The organism is Aeromicrobium sp. CTD01-1L150, assembly GCF_041951745.1.
Lineage (GTDB): Bacteria > Actinomycetota > Actinomycetes > Propionibacteriales > Nocardioidaceae > Aeromicrobium.
Genome location: NZ_CP169555.1, coordinates 3,232,316 through 3,245,068 on the forward strand (window position 1 = coordinate 3,232,316; position 12,753 = coordinate 3,245,068).

The 12,753-nt window shown below is 69.6% G+C and carries 14 protein-coding genes; 9 read left to right on the forward strand and 5 right to left on the reverse strand.

The features are described 5' to 3' along the window. Positions 1–76 precede the first annotated feature (76 nt). Positions 77–577 (forward strand): hypothetical protein, encoded by a 501-nt coding sequence (locus ACEVFP_RS16010; RefSeq protein WP_375000439.1) that lies wholly within the window; start codon positions 77–79, stop codon positions 575–577. A gap of 15 nt (positions 578–592) precedes the next feature. Here ACEVFP_RS16010 and ACEVFP_RS16015 read toward each other — a convergent pair whose 3' ends face one another. From ACEVFP_RS16015 to ACEVFP_RS16025, 3 genes are read right to left on the reverse strand one after another with little or no spacing between them, the layout of a single operon-like run. Then, a complete protein-coding gene (locus ACEVFP_RS16015; protein ID WP_375000440.1) occupies positions 593–1,339 on the reverse strand; it encodes a succinate dehydrogenase/fumarate reductase iron-sulfur subunit in 747 nt (248 codons plus the stop codon). Between the two features lie 13 nt (positions 1,340–1,352). Then, on the reverse strand, positions 1,353–3,344 hold the full coding sequence (locus ACEVFP_RS16020; protein ID WP_375000441.1) for a fumarate reductase/succinate dehydrogenase flavoprotein subunit: 1,992 nt from the start codon (positions 3,342–3,344) through the stop codon (positions 1,353–1,355). Then, positions 3,344–4,063 (reverse strand): succinate dehydrogenase cytochrome b subunit, encoded by a 720-nt coding sequence (locus ACEVFP_RS16025; RefSeq protein WP_375000442.1) that lies wholly within the window; start codon positions 4,061–4,063, stop codon positions 3,344–3,346. The genes ACEVFP_RS16020 and ACEVFP_RS16025 overlap by 1 nt, the downstream gene beginning before the upstream one ends. An 81-nt stretch (positions 4,064–4,144) precedes the next feature. Here ACEVFP_RS16025 and ACEVFP_RS16030 point away from each other — a divergent pair, with 81 nt between their 5' ends. Next, positions 4,145–5,020 (forward strand): LysR family transcriptional regulator, encoded by an 876-nt coding sequence (locus ACEVFP_RS16030; protein WP_375000443.1) that lies wholly within the window; start codon positions 4,145–4,147, stop codon positions 5,018–5,020. A gap of 65 nt (positions 5,021–5,085) precedes the next feature. Here ACEVFP_RS16030 and ACEVFP_RS16035 read toward each other — a convergent pair whose 3' ends face one another. Further along, positions 5,086–5,604 (reverse strand): 2'-5' RNA ligase family protein, encoded by a 519-nt coding sequence (locus ACEVFP_RS16035; RefSeq protein ID WP_375000444.1) that lies wholly within the window; start codon positions 5,602–5,604, stop codon positions 5,086–5,088. Next, positions 5,601–6,641 carry a tryptophan--tRNA ligase gene (trpS, locus tag ACEVFP_RS16040; protein WP_375000445.1) on the reverse strand — a complete coding sequence of 347 codons (1,041 nt, stop codon included), beginning with the start codon at positions 6,639–6,641 and terminating at the stop codon, positions 5,601–5,603. Before trpS ends, ACEVFP_RS16035 begins: the two co-directional genes overlap by 4 nt. Before the next feature lie 42 nt (positions 6,642–6,683). On the opposite strand from trpS, the gene galK reads away from it, so the two are divergent. The 7 genes from galK (at position 6,684) to ACEVFP_RS16075 (ending at position 12,733) form a co-directional block, all read left to right on the forward strand. Then, positions 6,684–7,823: a galactokinase gene (gene galK / locus ACEVFP_RS16045; protein ID WP_375000446.1), complete on the forward strand. Its 1,140-nt coding sequence runs from the start codon at positions 6,684–6,686 to the stop codon at positions 7,821–7,823. A gap of 2 nt (positions 7,824–7,825) precedes the next feature. Then, complete coding sequence (locus tag ACEVFP_RS16050; RefSeq protein ID WP_375000447.1) at positions 7,826–8,368, forward strand: ASCH domain-containing protein; 543 nt, start codon at positions 7,826–7,828, stop codon at positions 8,366–8,368. Positions 8,369–8,436: 68 nt separating this feature from the next. Then, on the forward strand, positions 8,437–9,279 hold the full coding sequence (locus ACEVFP_RS16055) for a prephenate dehydratase (RefSeq protein WP_375000448.1): 843 nt from the start codon (positions 8,437–8,439) through the stop codon (positions 9,277–9,279). 64 nt (positions 9,280–9,343) lie between these two features. After that, complete coding sequence (locus ACEVFP_RS16060; protein ID WP_375000449.1) at positions 9,344–9,478, forward strand: hypothetical protein; 135 nt, start codon at positions 9,344–9,346, stop codon at positions 9,476–9,478. Positions 9,479–9,509: 31 nt separating this feature from the next. Next, on the forward strand, positions 9,510–10,613 hold the full coding sequence (locus ACEVFP_RS16065; protein ID WP_375000450.1) for a GNAT family N-acetyltransferase: 1,104 nt from the start codon (positions 9,510–9,512) through the stop codon (positions 10,611–10,613). Positions 10,614–10,636: 23 nt separating this feature from the next. Then, positions 10,637–11,503: a formyltetrahydrofolate deformylase gene (gene purU, locus ACEVFP_RS16070; protein WP_375000451.1), complete on the forward strand. Its 867-nt coding sequence runs from the start codon at positions 10,637–10,639 to the stop codon at positions 11,501–11,503. Positions 11,504–11,653: 150 nt separating this feature from the next. Further along, complete coding sequence (locus ACEVFP_RS16075; RefSeq protein WP_375000452.1) at positions 11,654–12,733, forward strand: sulfate ABC transporter substrate-binding protein; 1,080 nt, start codon at positions 11,654–11,656, stop codon at positions 12,731–12,733. Positions 12,734–12,753 lie beyond the last annotated feature (20 nt).

Sequence of the window (12,753 nt, forward strand, 5' to 3'; positions counted from 1 at the left end):
GACGTCCGCCTCGAGAGTGATGGCGATCATTCGCACGAGGGATGGCCCGCACGCCATCGACGGCGAGTCTGAGGACATGACAGCTCACGACGTGCTCCGGCGGACCGACGTCCCCGCATGGGCTCGTCGGGCCGCCCACACGGTGCCGCTCCTGACGCTTCCCTCGGGCCTGTGGCGCATCGCCCTGGTACTCGGGCTGCCGCTCACCAACGCCGACCCGGGCCCGTTCTGGGAGCGCGTCTACATCGTCATGCTCTCGCTGGTGGCCGAGGGCGCCGCGCTGCTGACCCTGGGCCTGGTGCAGAGGTGGGGAGAGGTCGCCCCACGCTGGATCCCGTGGATCGGCGGGCGACGCGTACCACCCATGGCGGCGTTCGTACCCGCGATGGGTGGCGCAGCTGTCCTGACCGCGCTGTGGACGGGCATCTTCTGGCGGGTGCCCGGTGGCGACTTCTACCGCTACTTCGACGGGTTCCAGGCCGTCGTGGTGACGGCGTGCTACCTGCCCCTGCTCGCGTGGGGCCCGCTGCTGGCGGTCGTGGCCGTCAGCTACCTGCGACGACGCACGACCCCCTGACTGGCAGACAGCGCCTTAGGCCTTGCCGGCGGCGAGCGCTCCCAGCAGGTCGCGGTTCAGCTGACTGATGACGTCCAGCGGGATGCCCTTGGGGCACGCCGCGGTGCACTCGCCGACGTTGGTGCAGCCCCCGAAGCCCTCGGCGTCGTGCTGCTCGACCATGGCCACGACGCGCGAGTCACGTTCCGGCTGACCCTGCGGCAGCAGACCCAGGTGGTTGACCTTGGCCGCTGTGAACAGCATCGCCGAGCCGTTGGGGCACGCCGCGACGCAGGCACCGCAGCCGATGCAGGTCGCCGAGGCGAAGGCGTGGTCGGCGTCGTCCTTGGGGATCGGCGTCGCGTTGGCCTCCGGCGCCGATCCGGTGGGCGCACTGATGTAGCCGCCGGCCTGGATGATCCGGTCGAACGCGCCACGATCGACGACGAGGTCCTTGACCACGGGGAAGGCCCCCGCCCGCCACGGCTCGATGTCGATGACGTCCCCGTCGGAGAAGGAGCGCATGTGCAGCTGGCAGGTCGTAGTGACCTCGGGTCCGTGCGCGATGCCGTTGATCACGACGCCACAGGTACCGCAGATGCCCTCACGGCAGTCGGAGTCGAAGGCGACCGGCTCGTCGCCGGCCAGCGTGAGCTGCTCGTTGAGGACGTCGAGCATCTCCAGGAACGACATGTCCTCGGAGACGTCGTCCAGGGCGTAGGAGACCATGCTGCCCTTGTCGTCGGCGGTCTTCTGGCGCCAGACGTTGACGGTGATCTTCACTGGTAGCTCCCGTTCACTTGTAAGACCGAGCCTTCATCTCGACGTACTCGTACTCCAGCGGCTCCTTGTGCAGGATCGGCTTGTCGCCACCGCTGTCGGCGTTGTACTCCCACGCTGCGACGTAGGCGAAGTAGTCGTCGTGACGCAGCGCCTCGCCGTCCTCGGTCTGGCTCTCGGCACGGAAGTGGCCACCACAGGACTCCTCACGGTTCAGCGCGTCGATGCACATGAGCTCACCGAGCTCGAAGAAGTCGACGACGCGCCCGGCGCGCTCGAGCGTCTGGTTGAGCTCCCCGGCCTCGCCCGTCACCTTGACGTTGCGCCAGAAGTCGTCCTTGAGCTCGCGGATCAGGCCGATGGCCTTGGTCAGGCCCTCCTCGGTGCGCTCCATGCCGCAGTACTCCCACATGATGTGGCCGAGCTCCTTGTGGTAGCTGTCGACGGTCCGGTTGCCGTCGACGGCCAGCAGGTCCCGGATCCGCGCCTCGACGGCCTCACGGGCCTCGACGACGGCCGGGTGGTCGTCGCCGACGGGCTCGAAGGGACCGGCGGCCAGGTAGTTGGCCAGCGTGTAGGGCAGCACAAAGTAGCCGTCGGCCAGGCCCTGCATGAGGGCAGAGGCGCCGAGCCGGTTGGCGCCCTGGTCGGAGAAGTTGGCCTCACCCGTGACGAACAGGCCCTCCAGGTTGCTCTGCAGGTCGTAGTCGACCCACAGCCCGCCCATCGTGTAGTGGACCGCCGGGTAGATGCGCATCGGCTGCGTGTACGGGTCCTCGCCCGTGATCCGGGCGTACATGTCGAAGAGGTTGCCGTACTTGGCCTCCACCGTGGCCCGGCCCATGCGCTCGATCGCGTCGGCGAAGTCCAGGTAGACGCCGAGACCGCCGGGACCGACGCCCTTGCCGTCGTCGCACTGGTACTTGGCGGCCCTCGAGGCGATGTCGCGCGGGACGAGGTTGCCGAACGCGGGATAGATGCGCTCCAGGTAGTAGTCGCGCTCGTCCTCGGGGATGTCGGAGGGGTGGCGGTCGTCGCCGGCTTCCTTGGGCACCCAGATGCGCCCGTCGTTGCGCAACGACTCGCTCATCAGCGTGAGCTTGGACTGGTAGTCACCCGAGACCGGGATGCACGTGGGGTGGATCTGCGTGTAGCAGGGGTTGCCGAAGTAGGCGCCACGCCGGTGGGCGCGCCACGTGGCGGTGACGTTGCAGCCGACGGCGTTGGTCGAGAGGAAGAAGACGTTGCCGTAGCCGCCGGTGGCGAGCACCACCGCGTCGGCGGTGTGCGTCTCGATCTCACCGGAGACCATGTCGCGCACGACGACGCCGCGCGCCCTCTTCTGACCGGTACCGTCGTCGACCATGATGAGGTCGAGCATCTCGTGGCGCGTGTGCACCTCGACGGTGCCGGCAGCCACCTGACGCTCGAGGGCCTGGTAGGCGCCGATCAGGAGCTGCTGACCGGTCTGGCCGCGGGCGTAGAAGGTTCGGGAGACCTGCACACCCCCGAAGGAACGGTTGTCCAGCAGGCCGCCGTACTCCCGCGCGAACGGGACTCCCTGCGCGACGCACTGGTCGATGATGTTCACCGAGACCTGCGCGAGACGGTAGGAGTTGGACTCGCGGGAGCGGAAGTCGCCGCCCTTCACGGTGTCGTAGAACAGTCGGTAGACCGAGTCGCCGTCGTTGCGGTAGTTCTTGGCGGCGTTGATCCCGCCCTGCGCCGCGATCGAGTGTGCGCGACGCGGGCTGTCCTGGTAGCAGAAGCTGGTGACCTGGTAGCCGGCCTCGCCCAGCGTCGCGGCGGCCGATGCGCCGGCCAGGCCGGTGCCCACCATGATGACCTTGATCTTGCGCCGGTTGGCGGGGTTGACCAGCGAGCCGTCGAACTTGCGCTGGTCCCAGCGCCCCTCGATCGGGCCGGACGGCGCCTTGGCGTCGGCGATGTCCTCGCCGTGCTCGATGAACTGCTCGGCGGCCCGCGTGGGCGTGAACGTCTCGGTCATCAGGAACCAGCTCCCAGGAAGAAGATCGCGAACGGGACGATGAGGAAGCCGAAGCAGATGAGCGCGGCGAGGAAGGTCGAGGCCCAGGTGGACCAGGACTCCAGACGCGTCGCGCTGCGGTTCTGCCCGAGCGTGGTGAGCGCACTCCAGAAGCCGTGCCACAGGTGGAAGCCGACGGCAACCAGCCCGATCGTGTACAGCAGGACGACCCACCACAGCTCGAAGCCGTTGACCACACGCTCGAACTTGCTGTCGGAGGCGCCGCCGGGCGAGAGCCAGTTGGGCATCATCTGCGCGACGTGGCCGATGATGAACAGCAGCAGGATGATGCCGCCCCAGCGCATCGTGAAGGATGCGTAGCTACGCTGCACGCCGGTCCGGTTCTTGGTGGTGTGGTAGCGCTTGCCGCCGACGTAACCGGCGGCCACCTTGTTGCGCTGCCACAGTGTCATGGCGGCATACACGTGCACCAGGAGCGCCGCCAGCAGGACCACGCGCATGATCCAGAGCAGGCCGCCGTGCGGCAGGTACGGCGTGAAGAGGTCCTCCAGGCCCGCCAGGTAGGAGTCGAAAGCCTCCTGGCCCTGGAAGAACTTCAGGTTGCCGTACATGTGGACGAGCAGGTACCCGAGCATGATCAGCCCGGACACCGCCATCGAGTACTTGAGGGCGACCGTCGAGCGTTTCGCCGACGTCCGCGGGAGCTGAGTCGTGGCCACGTGGTCACGGTAGACCTCATCGCACATGAGCGCTAAGTCATGCTGAGGTCAACCTTCATAGCCATAGGGCATGATAGTGACGTGCAGTTCCAACAGCTCGCCTACTTCGTCGCCGTCGCCCGGAGCCGACACTTCACCCAGGCCGCGGACCAGCTCGGCGTCGCTCAGCCGACACTCTCCAAGCAGATCCGCGTCCTGGAGAACTCCGTCGGCACCTCCCTGTTCGTGCGTGACCGCGCGGGGATCAGCCTGACCAGTGCCGGCGAGGCCCTGCTCCCCCATGCCGAACGCATCCTCATCGACGTCGAGACCGCCCAGCGGGCCGTGCACGAGGTGGCCGGGTTGCGCCGCGGGCGCGTGCGTCTGGGCGCGACGCCGTCGGTGTGCGACGGCCTGCTGCCCGACGTCCTCACCTCCTTCCACGCCGCCCACCCCGACATCGAGCTGGAGGTGCGGGAGGCCGGCTCGCCGCTGCTCACCCGCGACCTGCTGCGTGGTCGTCTGGACCTGGCGCTGGTGATCGTCCCCCTGCGACTGGAGACCACGGAGCTGGAGACCACGCCGGTCATGAAGGAGCGGCTGGTGCTCGCTGCCCCACCCGGCTCCGCGCTGCCCGAGGAGGTCGACGTGGCCGACCTGCGTGAGCTGCCGCTGGTGATGTTCCGCGAGGGCTACGACCTGCGGGAGGTGACGATGCGCGCCTGCCAGCAGGCCGGGTTCACACCCCACCTTGCCGTCGAGGGCGGTGAGATGAGTGCCGTCCTGCGCTTCGTGGAGGCCGGTCTCGGTCACGCCGTGGTGCCGGAGATGGTGATGGCGAGCCGACCGAGCCTGCGCCCGGTCCGCCTGCGCCGTCCCTCGCTGAACCGGCAGATCGCCCTCGCGCACCGGCCGGGCTCGCTCCAGCTGGCCGCGCTCGCCTTCCGCGACGACCTGCTCGCTCAGCTCACCGGCTAGCGATGCAGTGCCGGCCGGTTCGCGCGAGCGATCCCGGACCACGACGGGCGAGCGACCCAGGCCGCCTACCCCGTGCCGGTGAGTCGAAAGCACGTCTCCGGCTGCCAGCCGGCGGTCTCGTCGTGCAGGTACAGGCAGAACTCCTCGACCGTGAAGTCACAGGAGAACCCCGCCAGCTCGCAGTAGGCGCGATCCAGACCATCGGCGTCGAGGTGCTGCGCCACGGTGACGTGCGGATGGAAGGGGAACAGCGGCGGCGGCGACTTCACCGCCTCACGCAGGCAGGAGGCCAGCAGCTCGGTCTCGGAGATTCCTCGGCTGACCGCCACGAAGACCACCGGCGAGACCGGTCTGAAGGTGCCCGTGCCTTGCAAGGACATCTCGAACGGAGCGGTGCGGGCCGCAACCTGGGCCAGAGCCTCGCGCACGGCCACCAGGTGGGAGTCGCCGACGTCGTCGGGCGGCAGCAGGGTCACGTGGCTCGGCACCGTCGCGGCCTGCGGGTCACCGAGGGAGGCGCGCGTGCGACGCAGCTCGCTCCCGTACGGCTCGGGAACGGCGATCGCGACGCCGATCTGTGTCATGCGTCGGCACGGGGGACGACGAACCCGGACCGCTCGTAGACGGAGGCGAGGGTCGGCGCGGCGACCTCGCGGGCCCGGGTCGCCCCGGCGGCGAGGATGCGGTCCAGCTCGGCCCGGTCGTCCAGGAGCTCACGCGTGCGATCGCCGAAGGACTGCACGAAGTCACCGACGACCTCGCCGAGCGCCACCTTGAGGTGTCCGTACTGCTGGCCCTCGAACTCAGCCACCAGGTCGTCGACGTCACGCCCGGTGACGGCGGAGAAGATAGTCAGCAAGTTGGCGATGCCCGGCTTCTCAGCGCGGTCGAAGCGGATGTCCGAGCCGGAGTCGGTGACGGCGGATCGGATCTTCTTGGCAGCCTGCTTGGCCGTGTCGGTGAGGTCGATGACGCCGGCGTGCGAGACGCTGGAGCCGCTCATCTTGCTCGTCGGGTCCTGCAGGTCGTAGATCTTGGCGACCTGCTTGACGATGTGCGCCTCGGGGACGGTGAACGTCGGCCCGAAACGGTGGTTGAACCGTTGGGCGAGGTTGCGGGTCAGCTCGACGTGCTGCCGCTGGTCCTCACCGACCGGCACCTTGTCGGCCTGGTAGATGAGGATGTCCGCCGCCATGAGGACGGGGTAGGTGAACAGACCGACACTGGCCGCATCGTGGCCGCTCTTGGCGCTCTTGTCCTTGAACTGGGTCATCCGGCTCGCCTCGCCGAAGCCCGTGACACCACCGAGGACCCAGGCGAGCTGCGCATGTTCGGGGACGTGGCTCTGCACGAACAGGGCACTGCGCGACGGGTCCACGCCGGAGGCCAGGAGCTGTGCGGCCGCCACGTACGTCCGCTCCCGCAGCAGCTCCGGGTCGTACTCGACGGTGATGGCGTGCAGGTCCGGGATGAAGTAGAACGCCTCGAACTCCTCCTGCAGGGCGACCCACTGCCGGAAGGCGCCGATGTAGTTGCCCAGGTGGTAGGAGTCAGCGGTCGGCTGCGCACCGGAGAGGGCGCGCGGCCGACGCGCAGGGGAAGCGTCGGACATGCTGTGCATTGTGCCACCGCCGATCACAGGCCGTGCCCTAGGCTCGGCCCGATGACTGAGTCGACACACGACGGCCCGACGTCGGTCCGTCGCTGGCAGGTCCCGGGCCGCGTCAACCTGGTCGGCGAGCACCTGGACTACAACGGCGGACCGTCCCTGCCGTTCGCGATCGACCGGTTCCTCACCGTCAAGGCCCGCGCCCGCGACGACGACGCGGTGAACGCGTGGAGCGGCGGACGCAAGGCCAGCTTCACCACGTCGGTGGCACCCGGCGACGTCGACGGCTGGGCCGCCTACGTCGCCGGCGCCGTCTGGGCGTTCGGGCAGGCCGGTCACCGGCTCGGTGGCGTCGACCTCGTGCTGGAGGTCGATCCCAAGGCAGGGCTCCCCGAGGGCGCCGGCCTGTCGTCGTCGGCAGCGCTGACCGTCGGGGTCGTCTCCGCTCTCGACGACCTTGCGGGTACCGGCCTGGACGGCACCACCCGCGCGGTGGTGGCACAGCGTGCTGAGAACGACTTCGTCGGTGCCCCCACCGGGCTGATGGACCAGCTCGCCGTCGTGCACGGACGCGCCGGGCACGCCGTGCTCACCCGCCCGCTCGCCGATCCGCCACACACCGAGCCGGCGCCCTTCGATCCCCCCGGCGCCGGCCTGTCGTTGCTCGTCATCGACACCGGCGTCGACCACTCGCACGCGGTGCACGCGGAGACGGGGGGCGGGTACGCGCAGCGCCGCGAGGAGTGCGGGCGCGCTGCGGCCGAGCTCGGTCTGGAGCATCTGGCCGACGCCGGCCTGGACGCCGTCCTGCGGCTGCAGGACGAGACCCTCAAGGCCCGACTACGCCACGTCATCACCGAGACGGCCCGCGTCACCGCTGCCGTGCGGACCCTGCGCGACGGCGACTGGTCGCAGCTGGGCACGATCCTCACTGCGTCGCACGAGTCACTGCGCGACGACTTCGAGGTCAGCTGCGCCGAGCTCGACGTGGCCGTCGAGGCGGCCCTGGAGGCCGGGGCGCTCGGCGCCCGCATGACCGGCGGCGGGTTCGGCGGATCGGCCATCGCCCTGGCCCCGCAGCCCAAGGCCGCAGCGGTGCGCGAGCTGATCGAGCACCGCTACGACGCCCTCGGGTGGACGCCGCCGACGACCTTCGCCGTACGAGCGGCCGACGGCGCCACGAGGACCCACTGAGCATGCAGACCGACCCCGACGAGATCGAGCAGTTCTGGGAGCTGGCTCGCAACCAGGCCCGGACGAACCCGATCCCCGGCTACTTCCCGCCCCTCTCCGGCGAGGCTCTCGCGCCGCCGACCTTCGCCTTCGGCGGCGACGAGGAGCAGGCGGACCACCTGCTGGCGCTCGTGCTGGACGGCACCAAGACGGCCACCGCGAGTGCCCGGTGGGACTACGGCGCTGGTCCTGAGGGCGAGGGGGCGGACAGCGGGCAGGAGAGGACGGGTGACGAGCAGCTGCCCGCTGCAGGCGACCTCGCCATCGTCCTCGACGGCCGAGGGCACCCGCGCGCACTCATCGAGGTGACCGAGGTGCGGGTCGTGCCGTTCCAGGAGGTGGACGCCGAGCATGCACGGCTCGAGGGCGAGGGGGACCTGAGCTTGAGGTACTGGCGTGAGAGCCACGAGCGCTTCTTCACCGAGTTCGCGAGCCACGACCGCGGCTTCGACCCCGCCATGCCGGTCGTGCTGGAACGGTTCAGGCTGCTCCACCCCCGCCCCTGAGTCCCGCGCGCGCCCGTGTCACAGGGAGGACGCCACGGCGACGGGCACCACGGTGAGAGAATGGGGTCGTGACTGTCTCGCGGATCGCGTACCAAGGTGAACCCGGCGCCAACTCCCACCTGGTGTGCAAGCAGCACCACCCCGACGCCGTGGCCCTCGCGTGCGCGTCGTTCGAGGACGTGTTCGCCGCCGTCACCGGCGGCACGGCCGACATCGCGATGATCCCGATCGACAACTCGATCGCCGGACGCGTCGCCGACATCCACCACTTCCTGCCGACCTCGGGCCTGCACGTCGTGGGCGAGCACTTCCTGCGGATCCAGTTCATGTTGATGGCCACGCCAGGTGCCGCCCTGGAGGACGTCAAGACCGTGCACAGCCACGTCCATGCACTCGGCCAGTGCCGCAAGATCATCAAGCAGCACGGCTGGACGCCGCTCATCTCCGGTGACACCGCCGGGGCCGCCCGCGAGATCTCCGAGGCCCAGGACCCCACGCAGGCGGCCATCGCTCCCCCGCTGGCGGCTGAGATCTACGGTCTGCAGATCCTGCAGCGCGACATCGAGGACGAGGACCACAACACCACCCGGTTCGTGGAGCTGGCGCGAGAACCCCAGTGGCCCGAGCCGGGCGCCCCGACCGTCACGACCTTCATCTTCAACGTCCGCAACATCCCCGCCGCGCTCTACAAGGCCCTCGGCGGGTTCGCCACGAACGGCGTCAACATGACCAAGCTCGAGAGCTACATGGTCGACGGCTCGTTCACCGGCACCCAGTTCCTCGCCGAGGTCGACGGACACCCCGCCGACCCGGGACTGTCGCGCGCGCTGGAGGAGCTGCGCTTCTTCACCACCGACGTGCGGATCATGGGCGTCTACCGCGCCGACCCGTTCCGCGCCGAGAACGGCTGAGCGTCCGCCCACAGAGGTCACCGACGCTCTGGCTCGGGGCACCCCGCGCAGGTACGGTGACCGCATGACTGAGCGTCGCACCTCCCAGCTTCGCCACGATCTCGACGACCTGCACGAGATCGTCGGGGACATCCGGACGACGGTCGACGGCCACACCAGCACGCTCGCCGGGACCCTGTCCATCCTGCGCCGGGACTGAGCGCACCGTGGACACGCGGTGGCCGCTGTGCGTGCCTGTGCTCTCCGACGGGGTGGTCACGCTGCGCGCCCACTCGCCGGCAGACATCGACGCCATGGTGGAGATGGCGAACGATCCCGAGATGCAACGGTGGACCGCGATACCCGTGCCGTCCACGCGCGAGACCACCGAGGAGTTCGCCCTGTCGATCATTCCCCGTGGCTGGGACGAGGGTCGGATGCGGGGTTGGGCCATCGAGGCTCCCGACGAGCACGGCGCTGCGCGCTACGTCGGCAACGTCGACATCCGGGGCGAAGGCCCGGTGACCGACATCGGGTACGCACTGCACCCTGCGGCCCGTGGCCGTGGGCTGATGTCCAGGGCGGTGCGGCTCGCGATGGGTCATGTGCTCGCCGAGGAGGGCGTCGAGGTGATCCACTGGCGATGCCGGGTCGGCCACGAGGCGTCGCTGCGCGTGGCTCATCAGTGCGGCTTCACGTTGCACGGCACCACGCCGGGCCTGCTGGTGGAGCGCGGCGAGGTGCACGACGCGTGGACCGGCTCGTTCCACTTCGGCGACACCCCTCTGCCCCGCAACCAGTGGGTCGAGTCGGTGGTGCTGGAGTCCGATCAGGTGCGGCTGCGGCCGTTCCGTGAGGACGACGTCGCCCGCATCGTCGAGTCCTGCAGCGACCCGGACACCCAGCACTGGCTGAACGGTCTGCCGCGCCCGTACACCGACAAGGTCGCCCGTGACTACCTCGCCGACTGCACCTGGCGTGCCGCCGCCGGCCTCAAGGCATCCTGGGCCGTCGCCGACCCGGACTCCGACCTCCTGCTGGGCAACGTGGCCGTCATGGATCTCACGGGCCTCAACCCGACGACCGCGGAGGTGGGGTACTGGATGCATCCCGACGCCCGCGGCCGCGGACTGATGTCCCAGGCGGTGCGGCTGGTCACGGCACACGCCTTCGACGAACGCGGCCTGGCCCGGCGACGGCTCAGCCTGCTGGCCGCCGCCGGCAACCCGGCCAGCCAGCGGGTGGCCGAGAAGGCCGGCTTCACACAGGTGGGCATCGAGCACCAGGCAGAGCTGCTCGGCGACGGCAGCGTCGACGACCTGGTCAGCTACGAGCTCTTGGCTGCCGACCGTTGACCTCTCGGTCGTAGGATCAGCGGGTGAGCGCCACGTACGTCCTGATCCTGTCGTGCCCTGACCGGCCCGGCCTCGTCTACGCCGTCACCCGATGGATCGTCGAGTCCGGCGGCAACATCCTGGACAGCCAGCAGTACACCGATCCCAGCGACGACGTCGTGCGGGGCGGGGAGTTCTTCCTGCGTGTCCACATCGACTTCGGTGGCGAGCGTGACGTCGACGAGCTCACCGCGGCCTTCGATCCGGTCGCCGAGGAGCTGGCCATGCAGTTCAGCCTGGTCTCGGCCGAGAAACCCCTGCGGACGCTCGTCCTGGTGAGCAGGGAGGGCCACTGCCTCAACGACCTGCTCTACCGACAGAGCGTGGGCGCGCTCAACATCGAGGTTCCAGCGGTCGTCGGCAACCACCGCGACCTGGAGCGTCTCGCCGCTAACTACGACGTCCCCTTCCACCACCTGCCGGTCAGCTCCGAGACCAAGCCGCAGGCCGAGGCCCGGCTGCTGGAGCTCGTGGACGAGCTCGATATCGACCTGGTGGTGTTGGCCCGGTACATGCAGATCCTCAGCGACGACCTGTGCCGGCAGCTGTCCGGCCGGGCGATCAACATCCACCACTCGTTCCTGCCGAGCTTCAAGGGCGCACGCCCCTACCACCAGGCGCACGACCGCGGCGTCAAGCTCATCGGCGCCACGGCCCACTACGTCACCGCGGAGCTCGACGAGGGGCCGATCATCGAGCAGGGCGTCCACCGTGTCGACCACCGCCAGCTGCCGGCCGACCTCGCCCGGGCCGGGCGCGACGTCGAGGCCCAGACGCTCTCGCGCGCGGTCAAGCTGCACGCGGAGGCCCGCGTCCTCATGAACGGCCCCCGCACGGTCGTCTTCGCCTGAGGCCGCCACCAGCGCGGACCCAGATCCGCCGTCTCGCGCATCGATCTCCATGTCCCGCATCGTGAGATCGCGCTTGGAGCGCTGCCGAGTTCCCTACGTTCTGGAGGACGCACGCAGCCCCTGATCGCGTGCCCGATGACAAGGACTCGCATGAGCGCCACCCCCCGCACCCGTCTCACCGCTGCCGCGGCCGCCGTCTCCCTCGGCCTGCTGGCGGCCTGTGGCGGCGGATCGGGTTCTGAGGAGTCGATCAGCATCGTCGGCTTCGCCGTGCCCGAGGCCGCCAACACGGCGATCGCCGCCGAGTTCAACAAGACCGAGGCCGGCGCAGGTGTGGGATTCACGACCTCCTACGGGGCATCGGGCGACCAGAGCCGCGCCGTCGTGGACGGACTGGACGCCGACTACGTCCACCTGTCCGTCGCCAGCGACGTGGAACGCCTCGAGGACGCCGACCTCCTCCCGGAGGACTGGGACCAGGGAGACAACAAGGGCATCGTGTCCACCTCGGTCGTCGTGCTCGGTGTCCGAGACGGCAACCCCAAGGACATCCAGGGCTGGGACGACCTGGCCGAGCCCGATGTGGACATCGTCACTCCCAACCCCGCCTCCTCCGGCGCCGCGCGCTGGAACGCACTGGCCGCCTGGGGACACGTCACCGAGAACGGCGGCAGCGAACAGGAGGCCACCCAGTTCCTGGACGACCTCTTCGGCAACGTCGTCTCGCTCACCAACAGCGGCCGCGACGCCACCCAGAGCTTTCTCGGCGGCACCGGCGACGTCCTGCTGGCCTATGAGAACGAGGCCATCCTCGCCGAGCAGAACGGCAGCGGCTTCGAGTACGTGATCCCGGAGACCACGGTACTCATCGAGAACCCCGGAGCCGTCCTCGCCGACGCCGTCCCGGCTGCCTCCGACTGGCTGGACTTCGTCCTCGACCCCGAGGGCGGTCAGAAGCAGTTCGCCCTCTCCGGGTTCCGGCCCCTCAACCCCGAGGACCCCGGGTCGGTCGACTTCGAGGCCATCGGCCTGGAACCACGTGACATCGAGGGGGTTCCGGATGCCGACGACCCGTTCCCCACGATCGAGAACCTGCTCACGCTGGAGAACAACTTCGGCGGACCGGGTTGGGGCGAGGTCGAGGACAAGCTCTTCGGCGACGGCCTGGACGGCGCACCGCTCGGCATCGTCGCCGAGTCGATCGAGAAGTCCGGCAAGGCCTCGCGGTAGCCCGCCGCCCGACCACCACC

Coding starts and splice junctions, on each gene's coding strand:
- ACEVFP_RS16050 (WP_375000447.1), top strand. CDS start 7,826: ATGCAGACCGACCCCGACGAGATCGAGCAGTTCTGGGAGCTGGCTCGC.
- ACEVFP_RS16020 (WP_375000441.1), bottom strand. CDS start 3,344: ATGACCGAGACGTTCACGCCCACGCGGGCCGCCGAGCAGTTCATCGAG.
- trpS (WP_375000445.1), bottom strand. CDS start 6,641: ATGCACAGCATGTCCGACGCTTCCCCTGCGCGTCGGCCGCGCGCCCTC.
- ACEVFP_RS16010 (WP_375000439.1), top strand. CDS start 77: ATGACAGCTCACGACGTGCTCCGGCGGACCGACGTCCCCGCATGGGCT.
- ACEVFP_RS16075 (WP_375000452.1), top strand. CDS start 11,654: ATGAGCGCCACCCCCCGCACCCGTCTCACCGCTGCCGCGGCCGCCGTC.
- ACEVFP_RS16060 (WP_375000449.1), top strand. CDS start 9,344: ATGACTGAGCGTCGCACCTCCCAGCTTCGCCACGATCTCGACGACCTG.
- ACEVFP_RS16035 (WP_375000444.1), bottom strand. CDS start 5,604: ATGACACAGATCGGCGTCGCGATCGCCGTTCCCGAGCCGTACGGGAGC.
- galK (WP_375000446.1), top strand. CDS start 6,684: ATGACTGAGTCGACACACGACGGCCCGACGTCGGTCCGTCGCTGGCAG.